Genomic DNA, 26999 nt, shown 5'->3' with positions numbered 1-26999 from the left:
CGCAAAAGGTGAAATCGAATGTTTCGCGCCAAATGGCCGTTGATACTGCTGTCAGTCATTCTACTGAATGCGGAAGTTTCGCGCGCCGCTGAAGACGACGACGTTGACTGGGATCCCGAAACGACGCACATCTTTTGCGTCGGGCTCTTGAAGTGGCAGCGCGAGGATATCTGGCCCTCGTTTCCGGCCTGCATGGTGAACCGGCGCGACGCGCAACTTGTCGAGCGATTCCGCGCCGCCGGCGTGCCGGACGACCAGATCACATACCTGCAGGATGAACACGCTACGAAGGCCAACATTCAAAAGGCGTTTAAGCAAGCACTCGACGAGACCGACGCAGGCGATCTGCTGATCTTCTACTTCTGCGGTCACGGCAGTCGCAACGTCGACACGAATCAGACCTGGTTCGCTAATTATGACGCGGGAGACGCCTGGTCGAGTGCCTGGGGCGTACACGAAATCGTCGACGCAATCGAAGCCGGCTTTGACGGCGATCGGGTTTTACTTCTCGCCGACTGTTGCCATTCCGGCGCTCTCTACGATGAAGTCCGCTCGCGCCGCGAAACAGAGATCGCTTACGCTGTATTCACTTCGTCGTATGCTCACAATACTTCGACCGGCAATTGGACGTACAGTGATTGCCTGCTGGCCGCCTTGGATGGTAACCCGCGCGTCGACCTCGACGGCAATGGTACGATCAATCTCCAGGAGTTGGCTCATTACGGCGAGCTGGAGTTGGCTTTCGTCGAAGGGCAAAAGTCGATGTTCCTAGCCACCAAAGATTTTCCGCGGCGCACGCGAATCGCGCAAACGGAAGGTGAGCTCACGCCGCGCGTCGGACAGCGTCTTGTAGTCGCTTCGGGCGACAAGTGGTACAAGGCCGAAACGATCGACGCCGACGGCGAGATGCTCGAAGTCCATTACGTGAACTTCGACGAATCGACCGACGAATGGGTCGGCCCTAATCGCGTCCGCCCGTATCAGCCGGCCCAGTTCGCCGAAGGGGACAAAGTCGCGGTGAAATGGGAAACGGACAACGAGTGGTATCCGGCCACGGTGCTCAGCGCTTGGTACGGTCTCCACCTGGTGCGCTACGACGGCGACGACGAGTCATCTGACGAGTGGGTCGGCCCGAAATCGATTCGCCTACGCACCGAATGATCGCGTAGCGAGTGCCTTGCCAGCACTGATTCTCGCGAAATCGCAAGAATCGTCTGCACATCGATTGCGGTAAACCGCGCAAAGTTTTCCGATGCCTGCGGCGACAGCACGCTACCGCTACGCCTCGCTTATCTCACCAAGTCACCGCTGTGACGTCTCGCGGCCCACCAGCCTTGCGCGACTAGGCAAACTATTCCGATCTGCCAGCGCCCATCTGCAGCGGTGTTAGCGGTCGTTCCGATTTAGCTTCCATAGGTTGCCCCTGCCCTGCGGCGGGGCGACTTTACGGACCGTCGGCAGCCGACGGTTCGGCACCATTTGAATCATCTCGAAGAGTCTTGTTTCTAGCGCCTGCGCGGCAGCCCGAGCCCGCGCAGGACGCACGCGACGCGACAAAAGGCATCCCGCGCGGCACGCGCGCCCCACGACCCGGGGCCGGTGCGCCCACTCATCTGACCCACGATCGACTTTCCATGCCGTATCGATTTTCTCGCTGCCGTGGGGCTGTGCGCTGGGCATCGGCGGGCCTGGCGATCACGCTGCTCGTCGGTAGCGTCTGTGCGACTCGAGCCGCCGAACTGCGCCGTACCCCCATCGTGCAAGCCGTCGATCGAGCCAAGACCGCGATCGTGAACATTCACGGCGAAAAATCGGTGCCGGTCGACGATGCCCATGCCGGCCAGCCCGAGAATCTCCGCCGCGTGAATGGCATGGGGACAGGCGTGGTCATCGACCCGCGCGGCTACATCGTCACGAATCATCACGTCGTCGATAACGTGCCACGCATCAATGTCACGCTAGCGGACGAATCGACCTACATCGCGGACCTCATCTCGTACGATGTCGCAACCGATCTGGCGATCATCCATATCGACGCCGGCCATGCTTTGCCCGTCATACCGATTGGCACGTCGAGCGACCTCATGCTCGGCGAGACTGTGATCGCCGTGGGCAACGCCTACGGCTATTCGCACACGGTCACGCAGGGGATCATCAGCGCGCTGCACCGGTCGGTGCAGGTCAGCGATATGCAAGGCTATGACGATCTGATCCAGACCGATGCCGCGATCAATCCCGGCAATTCCGGCGGTCCGCTGCTGAACATCGATGGCGATATGATCGGCGTCAACGTGGCCGTCCGGGCCGGCGCCCAATTGATCGGATTTGCCATCCCGGTTGACAATGTGCTTGATATCGTGGCCGATCTGATCAGCTCGCGACGCCTGGGCCAGACCTGGCACGGCGTGACCGGCAAACCGCACGACGGCGGTATGATCGTCACTGAGATCGACGACGACAGTCCGGCCGCGACCATCGGCCTGAAGGTCGGCGATGTCATCACTTCCGCAGGCGAACAGTCCATCGCCCGCCCCGTCGATCTCGAGCGTGCCATGCTCGGGCACCATAGCGGCGACGAAGTTTCGCTAGCCGTCGAGCGTGATCGGCATACCACGTCGCTCAACATTGTGTTAGCTGCGGTTCCTGATCGGCATAAGAGTTCGGATACCACTTGGGAACAGTTGGGGATGAAGTTAGCCCCCATGCCCGAGACGCAATTCAACCGCTTGGGCACGCGTTACCGCGGCGGTTTGACTGTCACTGCGGTCCGGACGGACGGCCCCGCGGCTCGGCAAGGCATTCGTCGCGGCGACGTGCTGGTCGGCATGCATCGATGGGAGACGACCTCGATGAGCCACGTCTCTTATGTGCTGGCACGTCCCGAATTTGCCAAACTCGAGCCAATCAAGTTCTACATCGTCCGCGGTCACGAAACGCTCTCCGGTCAATTGACCGTCGCCCGTCGCGATCGGCTGTAGTCGCACCGGCTAATCTAGAATTGGCCGCGGGCCCTCGCTGCCGACACGTTCGGGGGTGGTTAGGCCCTTGGTCTTCGCAGGGAGACTGCTGATAATAGCTCGGCGAGCCTGCCGATAGTTGGCTCTGACTATTGTCGTAACGCACGTCTACTGCGCGGCCTGCTCATGGAATCCGAGTTCATTGCCTGGTTGCGCGAGCGTTTGCCACCGCATCCGCGCCTGGCAGTAGGCGTAGGGGACGACGCGGCGCAGGTGCAACTCACCGGCGGTGAAGTGCTGGTGTCGGTCGACGCCCTTTCCGAAGGCGTTGATTTCCGTCTGGCCGAGGTCGATGCGCGCCGCGTTGGACGTAAGGCGCTCGCCGTAAACCTCAGTGACATGGCCGCCATGGCCGCCCGGCCGGTGGCCATGGTGGTAAGCGTCATGCTGCCGCGACAGGGGGCGCTCTTAATGGCCCGCCAACTGGCCGAGGGAATGATCCCGCTCGCCGAACGTTTCGATGTTGCCTTCGCCGGAGGGGACACCAACACCTGGGACGGTGGCCTGGTGATCAGCGTCACAATCCTTGGTGAGCCCACACAACGCGGCCCGCTGCGGCGCAGCGGCGCAATGCCGGGCGACGTCATCATCGTTACCGGCGCCTTTGGCGGCAGTATCCTCGGGCATCATTTCGACTTTGAGCCGCGCGTCCGCGAGGCGCTCATACTGCACGAGCGCTACGAGCTGCACGCCGGCATGGACGTCAGCGACGGTCTGGCCCTTGACCTCTCACGACTCGCCGCGGAAAGTGGTTGCGGCGCCGCCGTCCGCCTTGAAAAGCTTCCACTGACACCGGCAACCCACGAGCTGGCGGCGCGTGATGGCGTCTCGGCCATCGAACATGCGTTGGGGGACGGCGAGGATTTTGAATTGATATTGGCCGTGCCCCCGGATGCCGCGCGGCAGATGCTCGCCGATCAGCCGCTTGACGTTCCGCTGACCGCGATAGGTCAGTTCGTCGCCGATCGGGGCCTATGGCAGGTCGACAAGCATGGTGCTACCACGCCGCTTGCTCCACGCGGTTTCCAGCATTAAATGAATCGAGCGCCATGAAATCGTTTACCTACGACTCTCCGGACGAAGCAGCGACGACGGCGCTCGGCCAGGCATTGGCAGCTCAGTTACCCGCTGGGACGACCGTCGCGTTGAATGGACCGCTAGGAGCCGGCAAAACCCGCCTGGTGCAGGCGATTGCCGCCGCGGTGGGTGTCGAACCGGATACCGCCGTGAGCCCGACGTTCGTGCTGGTGCAAGAGTATCACGGGACGCGCGACGTCATTCATGTCGACGCGTATCGGCTGCGCGACGAAGAGGAATTTTTATCGCTCGGAGCCGAGGAGTTCTTCGAATCCCCGGCGCTTGTGCTCATCGAATGGGCCGAACGCGTCGCCGGATGTCTGCCGCTGGAACACCTGCGGGTCGATATAAGCGAAACCGGCGATTCTTCGCGACGATTTACGATTTCCGCCATCGGCTCGCGCCTGGAACCGATTGTCACCGAGCTGGCACGCAAAGTCTAAGCAAGGTGAGCGTTTGGCCAGGAACGCGGCCGTCTTCATCCGTTCGACTTTTGCATTGCCAAGCGGCCTTGCCCCCGGTCTACTTAACGGCCGGTCTTGAGTGCTCGCTCGCCGCACGTACGAGATCGGCGAGCGTTCCCTGTCGAGCAGGTGACAGGGAGCTTTCCTCTCCATCGCAGGTCAACATGCTGCAATATCTCGAACGCTTGCAGAGATCTTCGCTGCCCGTGCCTGAACGGCAAGGCGGTGTGGTCGTTCATCGACAATTGGCGCTGGAAGCACTCGACTCGCGCTGCATGCTCTCGGCGGCGACTGATGCCGCGGGCCTGTCAGCCGTGCTGCAATCCGGGGAAACTGCCAGCGAAATCGACACGGCGCCGATTTTCAGCCCCCTGGCGCCGATCAGTATCGCGCCAGGAGCGACCGCGCGCATTCAGGTCACGGCGACGGACACTACCTCGCAGCAACTATTTTACAGCCTTGATCCGGGCGCGCCAGCCGGAGCATCGATCAATCAGCAAACCGGGCTGCTGACGTGGGACGTACCCCCGACATTCACGCCGGGCGCCGTTAGGTTAACAGTGCGCGCGACCGAAGCAGGCAGCCAAGGACTGAGCGCTGCGCTCCCCGTAGTGCTCAATGTCGAAACCAAGTTCAACGGCTTTGACCTGTTTACGACAGGCGCCGTGCAGCTTGGCGGCTTCGCCCAGGGGTTGGCAGTCGATAACGGTGTAATCATCAACGGCGGACTTACAATCAGTCCGTTCGGTTCGTCGTTGCCTGGAGGGTTGCCGGCGCAAGTCGCGGCGCTTGTGCAATTGGCCGGCATTCCGCCGATTGGCACGCCGTCGACAGATCTCGGCATCGCGGGGCATCTGGCGGCAGGCATTGTTGACATGGTGCTCGGCTTTGACGCTGGCGTACCGCACAACACCGACGGAATGGTCATCGAGGAGCTCGCGCGTGAATCGGGAAACGGCGGCGGTGCTGGCCTGCCAGGAGCACCGGGCGAGATTCAAAAGGCAGGCGCAACCGAGCCCATCAATGCCGACGAAAGTAACGCCGCTCCACGCGACGACTCCACTCGGTTACATCGTACGGTTCCAGTTCCGGCAGATAATCAGTACACCAGCCGCGAAGCATCCTTCTGGGGGCCGGCCACGGCACGTTGGCGTAATCCGCGCGCGACATCGAGCACGCCGCAGTTGTTGGCCGCCACGCGCTTGGCAGCTGCAAACTCGGGTGACCACCCGGGCCAAGAAAATTACGAAGAGCATGCCAGGCTCGTAAAACGGAGCGCTGCCGCGGCGGCACTGATGATGCCGCTGCTAGTGGCCGACCTGCCCGAAAAGCGCGAGCAAGCCCGGCATCATCGCTTTTGCCGGCTCCTCGGTCCGGTACGCCCTTGATCGCGGGCGTCCTTACAGAATGAAATGGCTCAGGTCCTCGTCCTGAGTGATCTCCTCCAGTCGGTCGCGAACGTACGCCGCGTTGACCAGCACGTGGCCCGACTTCATGTTGGCGGCCTCGAAGTTCAGTTCCTCGAGCAGCCGTTCCATGATCGTATACAGCCGCCGGGCGCCGATGTTCTGCGTCGATTGATTGACCTTGAACGCATAGTCGGCAAGCGCTTCGATCGCGTCGCTGCTGAACTCCAGTGTGACTCCTTCTGTCGATAATAGTGCCGAATACTGCTTCGTGAGCGCGTTCTTTGGCTCAGTAAGGATTCGCACAAAATCATCCTTGGTCAAATCCTGCAGCTCGACGCGAATCGGAAAGCGCCCCTGCAGCTCGGGCATGAGATCGCTGGGATTGTTGCGGTGAAACGCCCCTGCCGCGATGAACAGCACGTGGTCGGTGTTCACATAGCCATACTTCGTCTGCACGGTCGTCCCTTCGACGATAGGCAGCAAGTCACGTTGCACACCCTGTCGTGAGACATCGGCCCCTTTCGAATTCTCGCTGGCCACGACCTTGTCGATTTCGTCGAGAAAGATGATCCCCAGGTTCTGGGCCAAATCGATCGCCATGCCGTTGACCTTTTCCTGGTTGATCAACGCCTCGCATTCTTGTTCGAAGATGACACGCCGCGCCTCGGCGACCGCCATTTCGCGCCGTGCGCTCTGCTTGGGCAAGATCTTTTCGAACATGCCTTGCAGATCAACATCCATGTTCTCCATGCCCATGCCGCTGAACATCATAGGCGCGGACTTTTGCTCAAGCGTTAATTCAACCTTTCGCTCTTCGAGCGCGCCGGCGGCCAGCATCTCGCGCATCTTCTGCCGCGTCCGCTCGTAACGTTCCGGCGAGTCTGGACTGTCCGCGCCGACGTTATAGCTGACCGGTGCCGGGGCCAGCAGATCCAGCAGCCGCTCTTCGGCGCGGCGTCGCGCTTCGGATTCGACCTTAGACCGCTCGGTCTCGCGCACCAGTCCGATGGCGTTTTCGACTAGCTCGCGCACCATGCTCTCGACGTCGCGGCCGTAGTAGCCCACCTCGGTGTATTTGGTAGCCTCGACCTTGATGAACGGAGCGCCGGTCAATTTAGCCAGCCGCCGCGCGATCTCGGTCTTGCCGACTCCGGTGGCGCCGATCATCAAAATGTTCTTCGGCGCCACTTCAGCACGCATCTCCTCGGGCACGCGCTGCCGGCGCCAACGATTGCGGATCGCCACGGCCACGGCCCGCTTGGCGTCAGCTTGTCCAACGATATGCCGATCCAACTCGGCCACGATCTCGCGAGGGGTCAGGTCGCGCACTAGGTCATTCCTTAAAAGGCTTCGAAATACTCGATCGTCAACTGCGTAGGCCGAGCGATTGACAGCGCTGCATGCCGGCGATTTCCGCAAGTCGGCTGCCGCCTCGCACCGAACGGATCGACTGTTTGCCGACGGTTCGTCAGCAGCCAACCACCGTACGAACTGCATTGTAATGGCGAGTCGAGATTGCCCCAACCTATGCCGAACCGCCTATGATTAGCAGGCTTGACAATTCGGATAGTCGCATTCAAGGGGATGGGTTCGCACTCGCTAGCAAGTGCCACGAGACGGAATCGTTGCCTCGAATGTGCCTGCGGATTAGCATAGTTTTAGCCGCCTGGATGAACAGGCGAAACTTCTTCAGGAAAACTGGCAACAATCAACCGGCCAGCTAATGTAACTCCTTAAACCCGCACGACTCGCCGCGACTCGCCATTGGCGGCGCCGCAGCGGCCCCTGAAATTTGTCTGCGAGATTCTCTTCGGCCCCCTTCGCGCGACGTTGCCTAGGCCGGCCGCCGATTTACGCGTGCATGATTGATCGCTTGCGTGGTGCAGCGAGCACACAGTTTCACGGTTTGGAACAGAGTTGCGAATATGAGTCGTTCCTTCGACGTGTGTTTCGTATGCGCTGCCTTATTTCTATTGCTCTTCGATCAGACTTGTCAGGCGACACCCTACCTGCTGGTCAACGGCCAAAGCTCACAGGATGTCGTTCGCTTTGACCTCGATACTGGCGCAGCCTCGTTATATGCAACGTACAAGCCAAACGCCGATCCGCGCAACTTGGCGATGGACGCCGACGGGAACATTTACTCCTCCCTATTGGGCGGCAATTTGAATGTCGTCAAGCTTGTCCCGCAGACGGGGACCCACTTACTAACCACCGTCGACTTTACCGCGAGCATCGGCGGCGACGGACCGGGACAAATCCAGTTTTACAACGGTGAGCTGTACGTGGCAGGAGACGAGTCCCGCGTGATTCATGTTTACAACGGCAGCACGGGCCAGCAGATAGGCACATTAGGTGCGGCGCAATCTGGCAATATTCGCGCCATGGCCATCACCGGCAACACGATGTATTACGAGGAGGCCTTTCAAAATCGCGTCCATGAAACTGACTTGACACAGCTCCCAACGACCTGGACCACGTTGCTCGATGACCCCACAAACCTGCAAAAAGCAATCAATATGACAATCGGCCCACAAGGCGATCTCGTTTTTGCTAATAACAACAACACGCTGATCCCCATGTACAACAGCGCCGGCACGTTTCTCGGCAATTTGGCCGACGTCAAAACGTTCGACAGCACGCTCACCAATGCCTGGGATGTGACCTACTACGCTCCGCTCAACGAGTATTTCGTCAGCGGTGGGAATGAGGTTTTCGAACTGAGTGCAACCGGGGCGCTGCTGCACACATTCAGTAGCCCGTTCCTACAAGGGGCGACTGGGCTGCTGGTGGTTCCCGAACCTTCGTCGATCGCACTACTAGCCATAGGAGCGCTCGGCCTGGTGGCGATCGTACGTCGCCGATGGAACGCATCAATCGCTGATCGGCGGTGAAAACCCCGCATGCCGGAGGATACGAAGCTTCCGGCCAAACCCAGGATGCCGGCTCGGAGGCCTCAGGTGGCGCAAGCCAGTACTTCGACCGTGATGTTCGTATTGGTATAGATATCGATACCAGCCGCAATTTCCAGCGCCGTCCGCACGATCTGCTCGGCCGACAGGTTGCTGTGCGCGACTAGGGCCCGGGCCGCCGCCACGGCGTAGCTTCCTCCGGACCCGATCCCCAGCACGCCGTCGGTCGGTTGTATGACGTCTCCCGTGCCGGAGACCAAGAGAGTGTTGCGAGCATCGACCACGGCCAGTAGCGCCTCGAGCCTGCGTAAAGCCCGATCAGTACGCCAATCCTTGGCCAACTCGGTCGCGGCGCGCGGCACGTTCGAGGGATAGTCCTTCAGCTTGGCTTCAAAACGTTCCAAGAGCGAGAACGCGTCGGCGCTCGAACCGGCAAAGCCCGTCACGACTTTCCCCTCCATTAAGCGGCGAATCTTGACGGCGTCCCCCTTCATGATGGCCGATCCCATCGTGACCTGACCGTCTCCGCCGATCGCCACGTGGCCGCGATGACGGACTGTGAGGATTGTCGTCGAACGCGTCTTCATGAATTCCTACCGCGAAATAACGAGGTTCACCGCCCGGGCATTTCCCAGCGTATGCACCGGTTATTCTCGCCAATTATCTGCCGCTCCACCAGGGCCGAGCAACTGTGCGCCGCTGGCCTGTGGCATGCCAATTCGCTAAGCTGCCGAATATGAACGAATCACCATCGCTCGTGCGCAGCCCCGAGTTAATGTCGGCCGCCGACACCGCGCTTTTGGTCGTCGATGTGCAGGGAAAACTGATCACGCTGGTGCCTGATCACAAGCGGATAATTTGGAATATTCGCCGCTTGATCGATGGCGCCAAAGCCCTCAATGTGCCGGTCGCGGCGACCGAACAATACCCGAAAGGACTGGGGCCAACCGTGCCGGAACTGGCCGAACGGTTAGGCGCGATTTCGGCCAAGACCGATTTCAGTTGCCTTGCCTGTCACGAAATCGTCGACGACTGGGCCGCCACCGGCATTTCGCGAGTGTTGCTCTCGGGGATCGAGGCGCACGTCTGCATCCAGCAAACCGCATTCGATCTCTTGGCAGCCGGCTACCGAGTTTATCTGGCGGTGGATGCTATCGGGGCGCGCTACGATATCGATTATCAAACGGCGCTCCGGCGCATGGATTCTGCCGGCGTAACGCTGACAACAACCGAATCCGCGCTGTTTGAGTGGTGTCAGCGCTCAGGTACGCCGCAGTTCAAACAAATCAGCGCCCTCGTGCAGGAAAGGCCGCCGGAAGTTTCATAGTCGACCATATCGGCCCGCGCTCCTGCCCGCTTTCCTGACGAACATTTCGGGCCGCACGCCCCCTTAATCATTTACTTGGGAAATCCACGTGATGAGCGATCTCGTACGAGCGGAATTGAATCCCCCAGTTCGCGTCCTCTTGGGACCCGGCCCCAGCGACACGCATCCCCGCGTGCTGCGGGCACTGGCCGCGAATACCGTCGGTCATCTCGATCCGTACTACCTCGAGTTGATGAACGACATGCAGCAGATGCTGCGCACTATCATGCGGACGCAAAATCGCATGACGATGGCCGTCAGCGCCACGGGTAGCGCCGGCATGGAAGCCACGGTCGTTAACCTGATCGAGCCCGGCGATTCGATGGTCGTATGCGTTAATGGCGTCTTCGGTGGGCGAATGGTCGACGTGGCTGAACGCGCCGGCGCGAAAGTAACACGCATCGATCGGCCGTGGGGCGAAATCTTCAGCCCGGCCGATTTGAAAGACGCGCTCGCCAAAGCCAAGCCGAAGGTGGTAGGCATCGTGATGGCCGAGACATCGACCGGTGCCTGGCAGCCAATCGAAGAAATCGCCCGGCTCGTACACGATGCGGGGGCGCTACTGCTGGTCGACGCGGTGACGGCGCTCGGCGGAGTGCCGGTCGAAGTCGATCGCTGGCAGATCGACGCCCTGTACTCAGGCACCCAGAAATGCTTGGGCTGCCCGCCAGGCTTAGCGCCGGTCACGTTCAGCGATCGGGCAATGGAAGTCGTGCTGGCACGCAAGACAAAGGTCCAGAGCTGGTATCTCGACGTCTCGATGCTGGCCAAGTACTGGGGGCAGGAACGCGTTTACCACCACACGGCGCCGATCAACATGACGTACGCCTTGTACGAGGCGTTGCGCGTGATTCTCGACGAAGGGCTCGAGGCTTGCCACGCGCGTCACATGCTGAACCACCGAGCGTTGAAGGCGGGACTCGCCGCGCTCGGCATTCGTTATGCCAGCGCCGAGGGGCACCAATTGCCTATGCTCAACGCCGTCTGGATTCCCGATGGAGTGGACGATGCCAAGGTGCGCGGCGGGCTGCTGACGCGGTTCGGCATCGAAATCGGCGGCGGTCTCGGGGACTTCAAAGGCCGTGCGTGGCGCATCGGTTTGATGGGGCACAGCTCACGTTCTAATAACGTCCTAATGTTGCTGGGAGCACTCGAGCAACTACTCGCCGAACAGGGAGCCAAGTTCGAGCACGGCGCAGGGGTCGCCGCCGCGAACGAGACCTACGGTGCTGGGAAGAAATAGCTGCGGCGAATCCTCAAATTATGGATTCAACAAGCCGACGTGATGGCACCTCCGAATCGGTCCAGGCCACCTATTTTGACACGCTCTCGTTGAAACCCATTCCCCTCTACCGGATGGTGCGTTTACGCAATTCCCCGATAGGGATGTGAATCCCTCGCTTGCTACGTACTGGGGATCGGCGGCGAGCCGAAGAGGCCTCACTTCACCTCGAAATTCTGGCCAAAAACTTCGCTTGCCCCACGGCGCAAGCATCGCTATGCTTTCGCTGCCAGCTTGGTGTAATTAAAGGAGCCGAACCGGGGACTGCTGTTTCGTGTCATGCCGCCCAGAGGCTGATCCGATCGGCAACTGCGAAGGGAATTACGCACATGCTTGTCTTGTCCAGAAAGGTCGGCGAGCGCATCGTCGTCGGCGACAACATCACGATCACTGTCGTCCGTATGGGTCAGGGGAATGTTCGCATCGGGATCGATGCTCCCGACCACATGCCGATCGTGCGCGAAGAATTGCTACGCGGCCCGGTCAAGGACGAGGCGCAGATGGTCGACCAGGCCATCGAACTGTGCGACGCTACGCTGAGCGGCTGAAGGAAAGCAGCGGCGGCTGATAAAAGAGCGGAGCGCCAATTCGGCGTCCTCCACCCGCGACTGTCAATCAATGCTCGCGGCGTCATGGCGTCTCAGCGCTTAGGTTCCACTTAGCGCACGGTTGTTGCCGAGTCATCTTCGGCACCGGTCTGGTCACTCATTGCCGTGCGACCTGCACCACCACCATGGCGCAGGTCGAGTTCTCGCGCTCTCACGGACGGGCCTGAAAGAGTGGGCTTGCCGAGAAACTCTTTCAAAAGCGCGACTTTCTGTTCCGTGGCCGGCTCGTTCGTCTCACGCTGCCCAGGTGCGTGGCCCCAGACGATTTTATCCTTGGCCCGGCTGCTGGCCGTGCGCGGAATCAGCTCGAAGAGGATCTCAGGCGTTCCAGTTGCCACCACGTCGATGTGATCCAGCCGCAACTCCTCCCAACTGTCCACGAGGGCTGCCGCGATCTCGGCTCCGCCCACGACATGCAGATCGCCCCACGGCATACCCACCAAACCGGCCGGCACCGTCGTTACGCCGGCCAACCGAGGATAGGTACGCGCCTCGGCAGGCGAAAAATCATCGCGAGGCAAAAGCACTCCCTCGACATCAACGGGAAAAACTCCCCCCGGCACTTCGACCATGCAGACCGGACGCCTGTAAGCCAGATCTACCTGCACGACACCGCCGCGGATGCTAACGCGTTCGACCTTGGCGACCCAAGGATGCAAAGCAAAGGTCTTCGAGATTTGCTCCGCCAGATTCGGATCGTGCAGCCACATGTCGTTTTCAAAGCCCCCTTCGCGGAAGACTTCGCTGCGCACATCCTTTCGGATCCAGGCCGGCTGCGGCGTTACCGTGAATCGATCCAGCGATAGCCGGTAAGAGTCGTGCCGTAACACGTCATGCGCTACGGACTGCCAGGCCAGATATAGGCCCGCGCAGATTCCTCCCACGGCGAGCGCCATCAGTAACGCCCGCCGGGCGTACGCGCGCCACATTTTGCTGCGCGCCTCGGCGGCCGTTGCCGATTTTTTCGTGTCCGCGGTCTTCTGTTGGCTCATCGCATCACCTCACTCGTGGCCAGGCAATCCTCGAGCATCCAGTCGCACAACGCGACCAGGTTCATACCCGTCCGCGCCGCCGCTTTTGGCGCCAGGCTGTGCGCGGTCATACCGGGAATCGTGTTCACTTCCAGCACCCACACCCGCGCCATGCGATCGAGAATGAGATCGACTCGCGCCAGTCCCGCGGTGCCAATCGCCTCGGCCGCGGCGATGGCCGTTTGTTCGACCTCGGCAGCGGTTTCCGGGAGAAGCCCCGTCTCGAAGCGGTATTCGGTCATAGCGCTTTCGTACTTCGCCTGGAAATCGAAAAGACAGCCTGCTGTCACAACTTCCAGAAGCGGCAACGCCTGCCGGCCGAGCATTGCCACCGTGAATTCGCGCCCCAGAATAAAGGGCTCGATCATCACAAAATCGTCCAGCTTCGCCGCCGCGCGGACTGCCGCCTGCAGTTCATCTGCCGTGCGTGCCAGTCCCAGCCCTAGGCTTGATCCCTGGCTATCCGGCTTTACGATCAGTGGAAATCGCAACCCTGCGGTCTTGGCGGCCACGTCGGCGGGCGAGTCCCCCTGATGTACGAGCACATAGGGCTTTGTCGGCACACCGACCTGAAAGAACCGCTCTTTGCTGGCGCTCTTGCACATTGCCAGGCGCGAGGCATTGGCATCACTTCCCGTAAAAGGGATGCCCAGCGCCGTTAGGCGCTCCTGAATATGGCCGTCCTCCCCTGCCCCGCCATGCAATGCCAGAAAGCAGGCGTCATGCTCCTGCCAGGGAAAAGCTTCGATCGCCACGACGGCTGGGTCGCACATCGTGACTGTATGCCCGGCCTCGCGCAGGGCCGCGGCAACTTGCTCGCCGCTGGCCAGACTTACGGGGCGCTCGGGCGAATCTCCTCCGACCAGAACTACTACGCGCAGGCCGGACTGTGTGGACACGTGAAACATCGTGCCATCCTCCTTGACGGCTAAAACCCACGAAATCTGTTGTGCGTCCCTGGCTCCGCCAGCGCCGAACAACATAAGCAAGTCACTACTTCAAATCACCAAATCTCGATCTCGGTTTCTAATTCCACCCCCAGCCGCTCAGCCACACGGCTGCGCACCAGGTCGATCAGCCGCAGTACGTCATGACTCGTAGCCGAGGCGTCGGCCACGACAAAATTTGCGTGCAAGTCGCTGACCTCGGCCCCGCCGACGCGGCTCCCCTTTAATCCGGCCTGGTCGATCAACATGCCGGCGCTCATGCCGCGCGGATTCTTGAAGATGCAACCGGCGCTTTGATGCCCTAACGGCTGGTTGGCTTTCTTCACGATCCAATACTTCTGCATCCGCTTGGTCAGCTCTTCCGGATCTTCTTTCTCCAATTCGAACTCACCTTGCAGAATGACCAGTTCATCGAGACTGCTCTCGCGATACGCGAAAGTCAGGTCATCCCGGTCGCGTTCCAGAATCTCGCCGGCGCGAGTCATGACTGTCGCGCGGCAGGTCCACTGACCGATGTCTCCACCGCGGCTTCCCGCATTCCCATGTAGCGCGCCACCAACACTGCCGGGAATGCCGACCAGTGGCTCGAGCCCGGCCAGCCCCTCGCGCACCGCCACTGAAATCAAATGCCCGAGCTTGGCACCGCCGCCGGCGGTGATCTTTCGCCCCGCCGCTTGAATCTCGGCAAACGCCGGATCGGCCAGGCTGACGACCATGCCAGGCACTCCTTCGTCGCGCACGAGTACATTCGATCCGCCGCCGAGCAAGCGAATTTGAATTCCCTCCGCGGCGCAGCGACGCACAAGCGCTTGCAACTGATCGACCGTGCGCGGCTCGGCGAAGTATTCCGCCGCTCCGCCCAACCGGAACCAGGTGTGCTGCGCCAAGGATTCACCTTGACGTACGATCGGCTCGAAACCGGTGAGCAAGCTCATCGAAACGTTTCCGTATATCGCCGGCTCCCATGGTGATGACGACGTCACCAGGTCGCGCGGCAGCGACTATATCGTTCAAGATCGCCTGTGGACGGCAATCGGGCAAGACCGCCGCGCCGCGAGCCCTCACCCGTGATGCCAATTGCTCGGCCAGTTCGAGCGGATCGACATCGGGCGTCTCGCGTGCGACGAACACCTCCGCAATCGCCACGCGATCGGCATTTTGCAGGCTGCCGGCGAATTCGTCTACCAGTGATTGCGTGCGTGAAACCTGGTGAGGCTGAAACACGCACCACACGCGACGCTCGGGATACATCGTCCGCAGAGCGGTCAGCGTGGCCCGCACCTCGGTCGGGTGATGGGCGTAATCGTCCCATAACTCGACGCCCCCCGCGTGGCCTAGATATTCCAACCGCCGCCGCAAACCGCGAAAGTTCTCCAACCCGGCAACAATTTTCGGCAGGGCAACCCCCAAGGATTCGGCCGTAGCCGCCGCGGCCAGGGCATTGCCGATTTGGTGTCGCCCCGGCACCTGCAGCATCACCGTGCCTCGCTCCTGACCGTGCTGCTGCAGTGTAAAGCTGTATCGCCCATGAATATGTCTGATTTTCGCTGCCTGCCAATCAGCGGGCGACGTTAATCCAAACGTCACAACGCGACATTCAGCGGCAGCGATAACGCGCCGGGTGGCCGGGCAAGCCACGTTGGCGATGATTGTCCCATCCTCCGGAATGCGCTCGGCGAAGCGACGGAATGCAGCCTCGAGTTCGCGCGTCGATCGGTAGTAATCGAAATGATCCGGTTCGACGTTCAGGAGGACTGCGACTTCCGGCCGCAGGAAGCGAAAATTCTCGCGGTACTCGCACGCTTCGGCCAGCAGCCATTCACCAGCGCCAGCCCGCCCGCCCGATGTTTTGCCGAGCGGCGTGGCGCCGCAGAAGACCGTTGGATCCAAATCGGCTTGCGTCATGATCGAGGCGAGCATCGCTGTGGTCGTCGACTTACCATGCGTACCAGCCACGGCCAGCCCGCGAGCGCCGGCCATCAGTCGGCCGACTATTTGCGGATAGCTCGATTGGCAAAGTCCGAGCCGCGTGGCCAACCGACGCTCGACGTGGTCCGTCGCCACGGCGTCGCTGTAGATGACTTCCGGCGCGCCATTGATTAGCAATTGATTCGTCGACAGTGCGACACCTTGGTCGCTTAACCATGCCGCGGACTCGGCATTCGCATCCGAACCCGAGAGTTGCCAGCCGCGCGAAAGCAGGACCTCGGCCAGCGCCTGCATGCCGGCACCGGCGACGCCGATCAGGTGGGCCTTCGGAACGTCGGCGCAAAAGCGGTCAACAGTTCGCAGCGCGATTTTCGATGGCGCGATCAAGGTAGTATCCGTACTGGCAGGCCGAGGCTGCCCTGGCTGTCAAAAGCGGCGTGACCGAGAGCATCAACCTGCAACGATTCCCAGAATCGAGCAGAAGCATCCCCGGCTGAAGCCGAGATCGTACGGCTTAAGCGGCGCTAGCGTCAATGGAACCTGGCGAGGCAGGGAAGGCTAGAGAAGGGCCGGCTGCAGCGATTTTATTTCCGCTGGCGAGATACCGAACGATTTCGCTAACGTGCGCTGCCGCGTCGAGCCGGGCTAGATGCCCCAGCGAGGTCTGCATGGCTCCGCGCCGAGCTGGATTCCCCATCAATTGCGCGATTTCAATCGCCAGGTGCTTGGCCAGGATTACAGACTTTGTCGTGTCGTCAACGACGGTCGCTGCGCCGGCGGCGGCGAACGAACGGGCATTCACCCGCTGATGGTTGTCCATTGCCCTATCGAGCGGCACCAGGATCGAAGGAACGCGCGTGGCGGCCAATTCGGCTAGCGTAGAACCTCCGGCCCGGCAAATTGCCAAATCAGCAGCGGCCAGGATCGCCGCCGGGTCGTCGAAGAACGTTTGCACCAAGGCCTTAACGCCCACCGCGCGGTAAGTGGCCTCGGTTGCGGCCTGGTCCACGGCTCCCGCCTGATGCAGGATCTGCCATTGTTCCACCAGCGAACCAAGTTTTGCCATCGCCTCGGGAACGCTCTGATTGAGCAACCTGGCGCCGCCGCTCCCTCCTAGTACCACGATTCTTGGCAACCGAGTACCGCGATGCTTAGCCGTTGAGAACTCTGTACGAATCGGAGTGCCTGTCACAAATGTCACGTGCCGCGCGGCGAGAAATCGGTCGCGCGGCTCGGCAAAAGTTGTATCAAAACTCAGGCACAGCGCACTTGCCAGTCGGGCCAGACGTCGATTCGCGCGGCCGATGACCGCGTTCTGCTCCAGGAGGACCAGGGGAATTCGTAATCGTGCCGCGGCCAGCGCCGTTGGTACGCTCGCAAAACTCCCCAAGCCCACCACGACCGAGGCTCGACTGCGCCGCAGATAGCGCAGCGCCGTGCGATATCCTTGCAGCATCCGATAGCCGAATCTCGCTGTTTGCGCTACGCCGTGCGGTGCCCGAGGGCAGGCGATCGGCACGTAGTCGTAGCCATAGCGAGCGACCTGCTTGCGCTCGAATTCCGCTCCTGGCCCGAGAAACGAAATGTCCGTCTCGGGCGCCGAGTTGAGAACTCGCTCGGCGACGGCCAGACCGGGAAACAAATGCCCGCCGGTTACGCCCCCGGCGAAAACGATGTGCAGGGAAGGTTTCGTTTTGCGCACGATTCTCGTTCCATCAGCGTGTGAGAAGCGGTAATTCTCCAACGCGAATCTCACGATCCGCTGCCGAACTGCGTGGGTTCATCATCGCCATCTTGGCCTCGGCAAACGATTGCTCAAAAGCCATGCCCGCCAGACAGAGCATAACTCCGCTGACGGCGCATATCGCGGCAGCCAGCCAGAATCGGCGTACGACCTTAACTTCCGGCCAGCCGTGAAATTCGAAGTGGTGATGCAACGGTGCGCAAAGCAGGAGGCGTTTGCGAAACAGCTTGAAGCTGCCGATCTGCAGAATGACGCTTACGGCCTCGGCGACAAAAACACCACCCACGAACGGCAACCAAGAGTCGGTTCCACTCGCCAGCGCCAGGCCGCCAAGCAATCCGCCCAGCGCCAGCGACCCCACGTTCCCCATAAACACGCGGGCCGGATGCAGATTAAATGGCAGAAAGCCGAGCAATGCACCAACCATGGCCGCCGCGATCACCATCAGTTCGCCGCTCGCCGCGGTACCGTTGAAGTACATCACGATTGTTAAGGCCAACGCCGCGAGCGCCAGGCAACCGGTGGCCAACCCGTCAAGCCCGTCGGTGATATTCACGGCATTTGTCGTGGCAATCAATACCAAGAGTGTCCACGGGACGATCCCCCACGATTCGGTCAGACAAAACACGCCGGGAAGAAACGATGCGTCGTCCGGTTCGCACCAGCCGGCATAGAAGCAGATGGCGGGAATCGCGGCCACAATCACCTGTCCAAGCAACTTTCCTCGCCAACCTAACCCTGATCTGCGCGTGCGCAACTTGATCAAGTCGTCGACGGCGCCCACCACTGCCATCCCAAGCATCGCTGCTAGCGCCAATAAGACCCCCGGCTGGCGCAGATCACCACATGCAATCACGCCTAGGATGATGCCGCCTACGAGCAAAAGCCCCCCCATTGTCGGCGTGCCATCTTTGCCACGATGCAACGACTCAAGTCGGGTCGAATCACTGCGCACCGGTTCTGCGCAGCGACGTCGCAAAAAAACAATCATGGCGGGGCCGAAGACAACCACCACGAGCGTCACGAGCGCCCCTGCAGCAAGCGCCCGGAGCAATGGCTCATCGCAGACGGAGGCGAACATCCCTAACCCTCAAAAAAAAGAGTCGACACCGGCCGGGTCCTGCTGACCGCAACCGGTGTCGACTCGTGTTCCCTGAGCTGCCGGAGCGGCTTTGCAGCCACTCCGGCGCTCAGTCGTAAGCTCCATCGCGAAGCACTCGTCGGAGCGGTTGACCCAGTAACCGCTGATTCCAACAAGTTAAATGCTCCTACCCAGGAGAGTGGGCAGCGCGCAGGATCCCGCAATCCAGCGCACAGTCGATGGAGCTTGCAGCTATCTGACGTGTAATTTGCTAATGCGAAACGCTAAGACGTGATCGGCGTTGCGGCCGACGGATTTACTTCACTCAAGCGGCGCGACGTGCTGACTTTGGGAACCCGGCCAGTAGACGCTCCATGTTCATTGAACGCGAACCTTTGACGAGCACCACATCGCCCGGTCCAACGATGCGGGCCAGCACCGGCTCGGCATCTTCGGGATACCTGCAGGCGACCGTCCGCTCGCGGGGCATGCCCGCCGCGATGGCACCCGCCACCATGTCGTTGGCATGATCGCCGCAGGCGACGAGCATGTCAGCTCCACAAACCGTGACGACTTCGTTGCCGGTCTGGCGATGCAACCGCGGGGCGTCGTGCCCCAAGTCTCGCATGTCGCCGCAGACGACGATCCGCTGCCCCATGGATGGATCCTCGCGCAGAACTTCCAGCGCGGCTCGCATCGCCAAGGGGTTGGAGTTATACGCATCATTGATGACGCGTGCAGCGCCAATATTTGTAATTTGGCACCGCATCGGGGGCGGCTCGAAATCGGATAACGCACGGCTGATCTCCGCCACCGACAGCCCAAAGGCCCGACCGATCGCCACTGCCGCCAGGGCACTCGTCAAATGATGCCGACCCCAGACAGGGACACTGAATCGTTCGCCATCGACGGTGAAGCACAGGCGTCCCTCGGCGCTGCGCACGTCGGTCGCCATGACATCACAATCGGCGCCGCGCCCGAACCACTCGACGACAGCTCGCGAGCGTTCGGCAATCCGCCGCAATTGGCGATCGTCGCCATTCAAGATCGCCAGGCCGTCCGCAGGCAGCGCCTCGAGCAACTCACCCTTCGCCGAAGCCACGGCCGCCGGACCACCAAACGTGCCCAGGTGAGCGTTCCCGATATTCGTGATCACACCGATCGACGGCCGGGCGAGCGCACACAGCTCAGCGATCTCGCCGCGAGCACTGGCGCCCATTTCGAGCACGGCGTACGCGTCGTTCTCCTGCCAATGCAGCATCGACAGCGGCACGCCCAAATGATTGTTGTAATTCGCCGGGCTGGCCGTGCCCGAGAATCGACTGCCGAGCACCGTGTCGATCATTTGCCGGGTGGTCGTTTTGCCAGCACTGCCAGTAACTGCTACGACACGTCCGGTGAATGAACTGCGCTGCCAGTCGGCCGCGCGACGCAAAGCCTGCAAAGTGTCTTCGACCTGCAAAACCCAGCGACCTTCGGGAGCAACAACGCCCGGCTTGTCGACGATCACCGCAGCAGCGCCACGCTCGAAGGCGTCGACGGCAAATTCATTTCCATGCTGATTCTGACCACGCAGAGCCAAGAACACATCGCCGGCATGCACCTCGCGACTGTCGATACGTACGTGATCCAGCCGCAAGGCCGGTCGATCGACGTGTGCGTCGTCGCCCATGCGATCGGCATCGAGAATTTCCTGAAGTTCGGCAACAGACAATCGGGTCATAACACGGCCTTTGGGTCGGAATACTTTCAAGCGCTGGCGCGATTCCACTCGTCTACCAAGGTGGATTCGTACAGCCAGTGGCGGGCGACCTCGCGGTCGTCGAAATACGTACGCTCTTCACCAATTTGCTGATAATCCTCGTGCCCCTTACCAGCAATCACGACACAGTCGCCAGGCCGAGCCTCGGAAAGCGCCCAGCGAATAGCGAGTGCGCGGTCGAGGATCACCTGAGCACTGGTCGCGTCAACAAAGCCAGCCAAAATCTGACAGGCAATTTCGTCGGGATCTTCACTACGCGGATTGTCGTTCGTGACAACCGCCACGTCGGCCCGCACCTCGACAGCACGCCCCATCAAAGGACGCTTCGTCCGGTCGCGATCGCCGCCGGCGCCGAAGACGCAGATCACCCGGCCGCGAGTCACGCCGCGCAGCGTATCGAGGCATGTCGCAAGCGCGTCGGGCGTATGGGCATAATCCACAAACACACTAAAGGGCTGGCCGCATTCCAGTCGCTCGAGGCGACCCGGCACAAACTGCACGGACTCGATCCCACGCACGATCGTCGGCACATCGATTCCGTAGACCAGCCCAACGCCCGCGGCGACCAGGCAGTTGTAAACATTGTGCAGACCGATCAATGTCGTGCGGACCGGCACCGCCTCGCTGCCAGTATCGAGCAAAAAAGTCTGCTCACTCGGATATTGCGACAGGAGCGTCGCCGTGATTTCGGCCGGCGATTCAATCCCGATCGTCACCAGCGGACCGTCATAGCGTGCCGCACAGGCTGAACTGCCAGCATCGTCGCCATTCGTGATCGCCACACCTTCGGGAGCGAGCAACTCCAGCAAACGACTTTTGGCGGCGATGTACCGACGCTGCGTCCCGTGATAGTCAAAATGGTCGTGCCGCACATTGGTCACGCATGCCACGTCGACCTGTACGCCCGACAGGCGATGCTGCGCCAGCGCGTGACTCGAAACCTCGAGCACCGCGTGACTACACCCATTGGCTTCCATGCGGGCCAGCCACGACGCCAACGCCGGAGCCGGCGGCGTCGTATGATCGGCCGGAGCAACGACTTCGCCGTCGCAATAACCAAGTGTGCCGAGCATCCCCAGCCGGCAACCCGCGGCCGACAAGATACCGGCGATCAAATGCGTCGTCGTCGTCTTGCCATTCGTGCCGGTCACCCCGACAACACGCAAGCGACGCGACGGATGATCCACCAACGCCTGACAGATCAACCCATGCGCGACAGCGGTATCGGGAACAAAGCAAATCGGCACTCCGAGGCCCGGCAACGGGCGATTCGCCAAAACAGCCGATGCACCACGAGCGACCGCGTCAGCGGCGAAATCATGGCCGTCCTGATTCGCGCCAACGAGCGCAACAAACAAGTCACCAGGCCGACAACGGCGCGAATCACTCGTGCAACTATGCACGCGGATATCGCCAGCACCGAGCAACTGCGATTCTGGCAGCAACTCGCGAAGACTGACGCCGCGGACCATATTGGCCCGTCGCTCCATGACTCACGGCCTCCATGCCGACAGTCGCGGTGAGTTTCGAGTTAACACTCGCCCGCCAACCACCCGGCACGACCATCCTGGCACGCACCGAACAGTGAACGCCCGCAACGACGTCGATCGCTCGAACATCGCGGGGGCAGCAATAGGCGAGTTGTACGAAAGGAATGTTGCAAATCGAACGATCGAGTTGCGGCGGGGATTTTCCGAAATTTCAGGACTGTGTCAAGGTCGGTCCCGCGACGAATTACAAATGCTGTTGGGGTAGACAATTACGGTAAGATGACGAAACAATGCGTTCTATTGCTTAGGGTTTCATTCCAACGGGACGCCGGCTTGCGTCCTACGTTCAAATTGCCCACGCCGCCCAAATGCCGGACGAAGATTTCGATCTCGAGCGGTTGGCCGCGTATCTGCACCTGGACTTGAACCAGGTGACGAAGCTCGCCGAACGCGGCAAGCTGCCCGGCCGTAAAGTGGCCGGCGTGTGGCGATTCGCGCAGGCCGAGATTCATCATTGGCTCGAAGAGCGGATCGGACTGTCGGACTCGTTCGAATTGGCCCGCGTCGAAGAAGCGCTTGCCCGACATCGCGAGGCAACCGCCGAATCGCCGGAGTCGATTACGGATATGCTGCCACTCGTGGCCATCGAGATTCCCTTTCCGGCCCGCACGCGCAATTCGGTGATCACTTCGATGATCGACGTGGCAGCGCGCACCGGTTGGCTGTGGGATCCCGAAAAGATGTCCGAAGCCGTACGCAGCCGCGAGGACATGTTTCCCACTGCGCTTGAAACGGGAGTCGCCCTACTGCATCCGCGCCGGCCGTTGGGCGGCATTCTCGACAGGCCGTTTCTGGCCTTGGGGATCACAGATCGTGGCGTGCCATTCGCCAGTCAGCGCGGAATGTTGACCGACGTGTTCTTTCTGATTTGTTCCAGCGAAGATCGTGGCCACCTGCAAACGCTGGCCCGACTGAGCCGGCTGCTGGCCGAACCCGGCTTCCTGACCGCCTTGCGTGGCGTGACGTCTGCGGTTGCGGCCCACGATCTGATTGTCGAACAGGAAGGAAAACTACCCAATTAGCGCTGTCGCCGCCGACTCTCGCCAGCTTATTTGGAATTCCATCGCGGGCATAAAGCCGGCGAGGTGGCCGCTGAACGTCTTGATCGTGGGTGACACCACGCCTGTCGAGTTCGCGTCCTGCATCGCTCAAATTACGGCTGCGACAACGGTCACCTATCTTCCTGCGGCCGAAGACGTGAAAGGTTTCTCCTGCGAAAACGAGCCTGATTTGATCGTCCTGATGGCTGTGCGTCCCGGCGAGTACACTGATGCAGCCGTGGAGCGATTGCGATATGTAGCGCCCATGGCCAGAATCGTCGGTTTGCTAGGCTCGTGGTGCGAAGGCGAAGCACGCACGGGACATCCGTGGCCGGCCGTACCGCGTATCTACTGGCACCGCTGGCAATCTTGGTTTGATCGCGAGCTGACACTTTTAGCAGCCGGCCGTTGCGGCACGCTTTCGCTGCCGATCACCGCGATTGAAGAAGAGAGATTGCTGCACCTAGCAGCCATTCCGGCCGCCGGCAGCAATGCTACCCGCCGCAAAATCGTCCTCCACTCCCCTTCGCGGGAGATGACGGCCATGCTCGCCGAGTTTTGTTGCTCGATGGGCATGGAAACCGCGTCGTTCGATGATTGCGACTCAGACGCCGCCCCCACGATCGGGATCTTTGACATTGAGGCGTGCCACGAAGCCGCGCTTACCGAGCTGCGCCACCAAGCTGCCAAATGGCCGGCCCTACGGTGGATCCTTTTGATGGGATTTCCCCGCCCTGAAGATCATCGGCGAGCCAAGGAAGCGGGCGCCGCGATCGTGGTTTCGAAGCCGCTGCTGCTAGACGAGTTGCAAGGGGCCCTGGCCCAAATCGCGGGCGAGCCGGCCCCCTTCTAACCGACCGTTCTCCGTGCGCACGACGTCGGACGTTGCGCCGGCCCGTTTCCGCATCGCAACGATTTTATGGCCTAAACTTTTCTCGCCACGAACTCCGGTTTATGACGAGGGGGGATGCCACGATGGCGGGTACTGAAACGACAGGCCGCGACAGTGTTTTGGCGGCTGTGCTTTCTGACGAAGGGTTTTTCCCGGCCGAGCCGCACTCGCTCGAAGAGACCGGCCTTACGGTCTCGCTCGTCGAATCTTTGATCGCCAAGCATCTCTCCACGATCGGCACTGCCAGTGGCCGCGCCTTGGCCGAAGCCGTCTGCCTGCCGTTCGGTGTGCTCGATCCGCTCTATCAAAGCTTGCGCACCCGGCAAATCCTGGTGCATACGGGTTCGGCCCCGCTGAACGACTATTATTACACGCTTACCGAGCAAGGGCGCGAGCGGGCTGCGGCCTTTCGCGATGCCTGTGCCTACACGGGCGCGGCCCCCGTACCGATGTCCGAGTATTTGCTGTCGGTCGAGGCGCAGTCGATTCGCGCCGAAGCGCCAAAGCGCTCTCGGTTGGAAAAGGCGTTCGCCGATATCTCGATCGATCCAATCCTGTTCGACAGCCTCGGGCCGGCTGTGAATTCTGGCGCCGGCCTGTTTTTGTACGGCGCCCCCGGCAACGGCAAATCGACGCTGGCCCGGCGAATCACGGTCTGCTTCGGACAACAAATCTGGTTGCCTCAGACGTTGATCGAGGATGGGCAAATCATCAAGCTTTTCGACGATGTGTACCACGACGTCGTCGAGAATCGGCAATCGAGCCTGATGAAAGTGGCTTCGTACGATCGCCGCTGGGTGAAAGTGCGCCGGCCGACGGTCGTCGTCGGCGGCGAATTGACAATGGACAGTCTTGAAATCCGCCACGACCCGGTCAGTAACACCAGCGAAGCCCCGCTGCAGTTGAAGAGCAATTGCGGTTGCTTACTGATCGACGACTTTGGCCGGCAGCGCATCGAGCCGGCCGCGCTCTTGAACCGCTGGATCATCCCGCTGGAGAATCGGATGGATTTTCTCACCCTGTCGACGGGCAAGAAGATCCGCGTCCCCTTCGAACAATTGATCATTTTCTCGACAAATCTCGAGCCGTCGGACCTGGTAGACGAAGCGTTCCTGCGGCGAATCCCCTACAAAATCCAAATCAACGACCCGAACGAGGCCGAGTTCCATCACCTCTTCGAACTGTACGCCCTGGCCATTGGCTGCGAGTACCGTGCCGACGTGGTAGATCATCTGCTACGCACCCACTACCGCGCCCACAATCTGCCGATGCGACGTTGCCATCCGCGTGATCTACTCGGCCAGGTCCGCAACTACTGCGTCTACAACGGCCTGCCAATGGAAATGCGACCCGAGTACTTCGACCGCGTCGTGAAGAGCTATTTCACCGTCTTGGCGACCGCGAAATAGGCTTCGCGCATGACTGTAAATAGCTGTGCGCTGCCGATACTCGAAGTTGCACGAATGGCGTCGACGCCTTAGGAATTCGTTGACGTCGCCGGCACGATTAGATAGTCGCTGGTCGAGGTATCGTTATCCTGCGCGGCGAAACTCTCGGCCGTCAACGGTTCGGACAGCGACACCAACTCATTACGGGTGATGATTCCCGTGGGCCGGCTCCCGTCGGTGATCACGGCCAATGCGCGTGGGTCCTCGCTGAAAAAACCCACCAGTTCCGTGAACAACGCTTGCTCCCCGAAACGCACGGGGTTCGTGGTCATGAGGTCGCGAACTCGCTCGGTGGCATACTGCCCTTCGACGGCGCGCCCGGCCAGGTCGTCGGCCATGAGCAGCCCGATCAGATTGCCTTCGAGATCGACGACGGGCACGGCCGGTTGAGCTGTCCGCTCGAAGACCACGGCTGCGTGTACAATCGAGTCGTCCGGCTTGAGCGTGATCGCACTTGGCGTCATGACGTCACGGGCCACAGTGCGGTCGAACAGTTTTCCGGGTGCACCCAGGTTCGTCCAGGCGTTTGCATCGTCATCGAGCGAGGTTCGCAACATGATGCAGTTCCGCCCGGAACGCTTCGCGGCTTGCAGCGCCTCGCTGGCCCGCTCGAGCAGTTCCTCAGCCTGGCAGGCACCGGGCACGCCGGCCGCGACGCCAAAGCTGGCCGTGATACTCTCGACGGCGGTTCCCAAGGAAAACTGGGTCTCTTCCAGCAGAGAGCGGAACTGTTCGGCCCAATGCCCAGCTTCCCCCTCGCTGCGGTTAGGAAGTAGAACGCAAAAACAGTCGTCGCCGCGCGACGCCGCCAGGTCCGTGGGTCGGCACGATTTGGTCAGCAAGCGGGCCACGCCGCGCAACGCTTCGTCCGCTTGCGGCCGCCCGTACATGTAATTCAGACGATTGAAGAAATCCAAATCGAAGGCCACGCAGGCGATCGAGCTGGCGCGGTCGGGCTTGGCTAGAGCTGCCGCCAGCGCCTGCCGGAAAGCGTTTTCATTCGGCAGCCCTGGCAGCGATTCGGTGCCGAAATAAGCCTGCACACGCCGCTCGTATTCCAACCCGCGCGCCGCCGCGCGCAGTCGGGCCAGCAATTCGCCGAACACAATCGGCTTGGCCAGAAAATCGTCAACGCCCAGCTTCAAGGCCTCGACCATATCCTCGAGCGGCGCTCCGTCGGGAACCAACAACAGCGTGAAGACATGATTCTGCAAACCGCCGCCGCAAACCGCCCGGCACAATTCGCGCCCGCCATGCGCCAGCAACTCGGAATCGAGGATCAGGATGTCGGGCCGTTCGCTGGCAGCCGCTGTCGCCGCCAAATGCGGATCCGTGACTTGCACGGCCAGAAGACCTAGCAGGTCAAAGAATTTCGAGAGCGAGTCGAGCAGCGTCTTTTCCGGTGCGACGAGCAGGACCTTTAGGGGAGTCGATGTCATA

General features: G+C 61.0%; 23 protein-coding genes. 12 read left to right on the top strand and 11 right to left on the bottom strand.

Going from position 1 to position 26999, the window contains the following annotated elements:
• The first annotated feature begins 18 nt into the window (after positions 1 to 18).
• The 5 genes from VGN12_23805 (at position 19) to VGN12_23785 (ending at position 5946) form a co-directional block, all read left to right on the top strand.
• Positions 19 to 1161, top strand: coding sequence for an agenet domain-containing protein (locus VGN12_23805; GenBank protein HEY4312494.1), 1143 nt, complete (start codon positions 19 to 21; stop codon positions 1159 to 1161).
• A gap of 473 nt (positions 1162 to 1634) precedes the next feature.
• Entirely contained in the window at positions 1635 to 2978 is a 1344-nt protein-coding gene (locus VGN12_23800) for a trypsin-like peptidase domain-containing protein (protein HEY4312493.1), read from the top strand.
• A gap of 165 nt (positions 2979 to 3143) precedes the next feature.
• Positions 3144 to 4052: a thiamine-phosphate kinase gene (locus VGN12_23795; GenBank protein HEY4312492.1), complete on the top strand. Its 909-nt coding sequence runs from the start codon at positions 3144 to 3146 to the stop codon at positions 4050 to 4052.
• A 14-nt stretch (positions 4053 to 4066) separates the two neighbouring features.
• A complete protein-coding gene (gene tsaE, locus VGN12_23790; GenBank protein HEY4312491.1) occupies positions 4067 to 4537 on the top strand; it encodes a tRNA (adenosine(37)-N6)-threonylcarbamoyltransferase complex ATPase subunit type 1 TsaE in 471 nt (156 codons plus the stop codon).
• Between the two features lie 185 nt (positions 4538 to 4722).
• Positions 4723 to 5946 carry an Ig domain-containing protein gene (locus tag VGN12_23785; protein ID HEY4312490.1) on the top strand — a complete coding sequence of 408 codons (1224 nt, stop codon included), beginning with the start codon at positions 4723 to 4725 and terminating at the stop codon, positions 5944 to 5946.
• Positions 5947 to 5958: 12 nt separating this feature from the next.
• On the opposite strand, the gene hslU is transcribed toward VGN12_23785, so the two are convergent.
• Positions 5959 to 7296 carry an ATP-dependent protease ATPase subunit HslU gene (gene hslU, locus VGN12_23780; GenBank protein HEY4312489.1) on the bottom strand — a complete coding sequence of 446 codons (1338 nt, stop codon included), beginning with the start codon at positions 7294 to 7296 and terminating at the stop codon, positions 5959 to 5961.
• Between the two features lie 596 nt (positions 7297 to 7892).
• On the opposite strand from hslU, the gene VGN12_23775 reads away from it, so the two are divergent.
• Positions 7893 to 8861: a PEP-CTERM sorting domain-containing protein gene (locus VGN12_23775; protein ID HEY4312488.1), complete on the top strand. Its 969-nt coding sequence runs from the start codon at positions 7893 to 7895 to the stop codon at positions 8859 to 8861.
• 62 nt (positions 8862 to 8923) lie between these two features.
• Here the strand turns inward: VGN12_23775 and hslV are convergent, their stop codons facing one another.
• Positions 8924 to 9466: an ATP-dependent protease subunit HslV gene (gene hslV / locus VGN12_23770; protein HEY4312487.1), complete on the bottom strand. Its 543-nt coding sequence runs from the start codon at positions 9464 to 9466 to the stop codon at positions 8924 to 8926.
• Positions 9467 to 9615: 149 nt separating this feature from the next.
• On the opposite strand from hslV, the gene VGN12_23765 reads away from it, so the two are divergent.
• From VGN12_23765 to VGN12_23755, 3 genes are all read left to right on the top strand, one after another.
• The gene (locus tag VGN12_23765; GenBank protein HEY4312486.1) at positions 9616 to 10206 is read left to right on the top strand and encodes a hydrolase; all 591 of its coding nucleotides are present in this window, start codon (positions 9616 to 9618) and stop codon (positions 10204 to 10206) included.
• Between the two features lie 91 nt (positions 10207 to 10297).
• Positions 10298 to 11488 carry an alanine--glyoxylate aminotransferase family protein gene (locus VGN12_23760; protein ID HEY4312485.1) on the top strand — a complete coding sequence of 397 codons (1191 nt, stop codon included), beginning with the start codon at positions 10298 to 10300 and terminating at the stop codon, positions 11486 to 11488.
• A gap of 368 nt (positions 11489 to 11856) precedes the next feature.
• Positions 11857 to 12075 carry a carbon storage regulator gene (locus tag VGN12_23755; protein HEY4312484.1) on the top strand — a complete coding sequence of 73 codons (219 nt, stop codon included), beginning with the start codon at positions 11857 to 11859 and terminating at the stop codon, positions 12073 to 12075.
• Positions 12076 to 12185: 110 nt separating this feature from the next.
• On the opposite strand, the gene VGN12_23750 is transcribed toward VGN12_23755, so the two are convergent.
• From VGN12_23750 to VGN12_23715, 8 genes are all read right to left on the bottom strand, one after another.
• The gene (locus VGN12_23750; GenBank protein ID HEY4312483.1) at positions 12186 to 13127 is read right to left on the bottom strand and encodes a hypothetical protein; all 942 of its coding nucleotides are present in this window, start codon (positions 13125 to 13127) and stop codon (positions 12186 to 12188) included.
• Positions 13124 to 14074, bottom strand: coding sequence for a D-alanine--D-alanine ligase (locus VGN12_23745; protein ID HEY4312482.1), 951 nt, complete (start codon positions 14072 to 14074; stop codon positions 13124 to 13126). The genes VGN12_23750 and VGN12_23745 overlap by 4 nt, the downstream gene beginning before the upstream one ends.
• 95 nt (positions 14075 to 14169) lie before the next feature.
• Positions 14170 to 15048: a UDP-N-acetylmuramate dehydrogenase gene (gene murB, locus VGN12_23740; GenBank protein ID HEY4312481.1), complete on the bottom strand. Its 879-nt coding sequence runs from the start codon at positions 15046 to 15048 to the stop codon at positions 14170 to 14172.
• Complete coding sequence (gene murC, locus VGN12_23735; GenBank protein HEY4312480.1) at positions 15005 to 16429, bottom strand: UDP-N-acetylmuramate--L-alanine ligase; 1425 nt, start codon at positions 16427 to 16429, stop codon at positions 15005 to 15007. The genes murB and murC overlap by 44 nt, the downstream gene beginning before the upstream one ends.
• A 127-nt stretch (positions 16430 to 16556) precedes the next feature.
• Entirely contained in the window at positions 16557 to 17744 is a 1188-nt protein-coding gene (locus VGN12_23730; GenBank protein ID HEY4312479.1) for a UDP-N-acetylglucosamine--N-acetylmuramyl-(pentapeptide) pyrophosphoryl-undecaprenol N-acetylglucosamine transferase, read from the bottom strand.
• Positions 17745 to 17757: 13 nt separating this feature from the next.
• Positions 17758 to 18867: a phospho-N-acetylmuramoyl-pentapeptide-transferase gene (gene mraY, locus VGN12_23725; protein HEY4312478.1), complete on the bottom strand. Its 1110-nt coding sequence runs from the start codon at positions 18865 to 18867 to the stop codon at positions 17758 to 17760.
• 325 nt (positions 18868 to 19192) lie between these two features.
• On the bottom strand, positions 19193 to 20590 hold the full coding sequence (gene murF / locus VGN12_23720) for a UDP-N-acetylmuramoyl-tripeptide--D-alanyl-D-alanine ligase (GenBank protein HEY4312477.1): 1398 nt from the start codon (positions 20588 to 20590) through the stop codon (positions 19193 to 19195).
• Between the two features lie 26 nt (positions 20591 to 20616).
• A complete protein-coding gene (locus tag VGN12_23715) occupies positions 20617 to 22119 on the bottom strand; it encodes a UDP-N-acetylmuramoyl-L-alanyl-D-glutamate--2,6-diaminopimelate ligase (protein HEY4312476.1) in 1503 nt (500 codons plus the stop codon).
• A gap of 368 nt (positions 22120 to 22487) precedes the next feature.
• Here VGN12_23715 and VGN12_23710 point away from each other — a divergent pair, with 368 nt between their 5' ends.
• The 3 genes from VGN12_23710 (at position 22488) to VGN12_23700 (ending at position 25520) form a co-directional block, all read left to right on the top strand.
• Positions 22488 to 23201: a PTS sugar transporter subunit IIA gene (locus tag VGN12_23710; protein ID HEY4312475.1), complete on the top strand. Its 714-nt coding sequence runs from the start codon at positions 22488 to 22490 to the stop codon at positions 23199 to 23201.
• Positions 23202 to 23286: 85 nt separating this feature from the next.
• Positions 23287 to 24072, top strand: a complete 786-nt coding sequence (locus tag VGN12_23705; GenBank protein ID HEY4312474.1) for a hypothetical protein — start codon at positions 23287 to 23289, stop codon at positions 24070 to 24072.
• Positions 24073 to 24194: 122 nt separating this feature from the next.
• Complete coding sequence (locus tag VGN12_23700) at positions 24195 to 25520, top strand: AAA family ATPase (GenBank protein HEY4312473.1); 1326 nt, start codon at positions 24195 to 24197, stop codon at positions 25518 to 25520.
• A gap of 68 nt (positions 25521 to 25588) precedes the next feature.
• On the opposite strand, the gene VGN12_23695 is transcribed toward VGN12_23700, so the two are convergent.
• Entirely contained in the window at positions 25589 to 26998 is a 1410-nt protein-coding gene (locus VGN12_23695; protein HEY4312472.1) for a diguanylate cyclase, read from the bottom strand.
• Position 26999 lies beyond the last annotated feature (1 nt).

The organism is Pirellulales bacterium, from assembly GCA_036499395.1.
Classification (GTDB): domain Bacteria; phylum Planctomycetota; class Planctomycetia; order Pirellulales; family JACPPG01; genus JACPPG01.
This window is presented reverse-complemented; position numbering and strand designations above follow the sequence as displayed.

Excerpts from the sequence above, each read along its gene's own strand:
- VGN12_23805 (HEY4312494.1), top strand. The coding sequence starts at position 19 with ATGTTTCGCGCCAAATGGCCGTTGATACTGCTGTCAGTCATTCTACTG.
- VGN12_23800 (HEY4312493.1), top strand. The coding sequence starts at position 1,635 with ATGCCGTATCGATTTTCTCGCTGCCGTGGGGCTGTGCGCTGGGCATCG.
- VGN12_23795 (HEY4312492.1), top strand. The coding sequence starts at position 3,144 with ATGGAATCCGAGTTCATTGCCTGGTTGCGCGAGCGTTTGCCACCGCAT.
- tsaE (HEY4312491.1), top strand. The coding sequence starts at position 4,067 with ATGAAATCGTTTACCTACGACTCTCCGGACGAAGCAGCGACGACGGCG.
- VGN12_23785 (HEY4312490.1), top strand. The coding sequence starts at position 4,723 with ATGCTGCAATATCTCGAACGCTTGCAGAGATCTTCGCTGCCCGTGCCT.
- VGN12_23775 (HEY4312488.1), top strand. The coding sequence starts at position 7,893 with ATGAGTCGTTCCTTCGACGTGTGTTTCGTATGCGCTGCCTTATTTCTA.
- hslV (HEY4312487.1), bottom strand. The coding sequence starts at position 9,466 with ATGAAGACGCGTTCGACGACAATCCTCACAGTCCGTCATCGCGGCCAC.
- VGN12_23765 (HEY4312486.1), top strand. The coding sequence starts at position 9,616 with ATGAACGAATCACCATCGCTCGTGCGCAGCCCCGAGTTAATGTCGGCC.
- VGN12_23760 (HEY4312485.1), top strand. The coding sequence starts at position 10,298 with ATGAGCGATCTCGTACGAGCGGAATTGAATCCCCCAGTTCGCGTCCTC.
- VGN12_23755 (HEY4312484.1), top strand. The coding sequence starts at position 11,857 with ATGCTTGTCTTGTCCAGAAAGGTCGGCGAGCGCATCGTCGTCGGCGAC.
- VGN12_23750 (HEY4312483.1), bottom strand. The coding sequence starts at position 13,127 with ATGAGCCAACAGAAGACCGCGGACACGAAAAAATCGGCAACGGCCGCC.
- VGN12_23745 (HEY4312482.1), bottom strand. The coding sequence starts at position 14,074 with ATGTTTCACGTGTCCACACAGTCCGGCCTGCGCGTAGTAGTTCTGGTC.
- murB (HEY4312481.1), bottom strand. The coding sequence starts at position 15,048 with ATGAGCTTGCTCACCGGTTTCGAGCCGATCGTACGTCAAGGTGAATCC.
- mraY (HEY4312478.1), bottom strand. The coding sequence starts at position 18,867 with ATGTTCGCCTCCGTCTGCGATGAGCCATTGCTCCGGGCGCTTGCTGCA.
- murF (HEY4312477.1), bottom strand. The coding sequence starts at position 20,590 with ATGACCCGATTGTCTGTTGCCGAACTTCAGGAAATTCTCGATGCCGAT.
- VGN12_23715 (HEY4312476.1), bottom strand. The coding sequence starts at position 22,119 with ATGGAGCGACGGGCCAATATGGTCCGCGGCGTCAGTCTTCGCGAGTTG.
- VGN12_23710 (HEY4312475.1), top strand. The coding sequence starts at position 22,488 with ATGCCGGACGAAGATTTCGATCTCGAGCGGTTGGCCGCGTATCTGCAC.
- VGN12_23700 (HEY4312473.1), top strand. The coding sequence starts at position 24,195 with ATGGCGGGTACTGAAACGACAGGCCGCGACAGTGTTTTGGCGGCTGTG.
- VGN12_23695 (HEY4312472.1), bottom strand. The coding sequence starts at position 26,998 with ATGACATCGACTCCCCTAAAGGTCCTGCTCGTCGCACCGGAAAAGACG.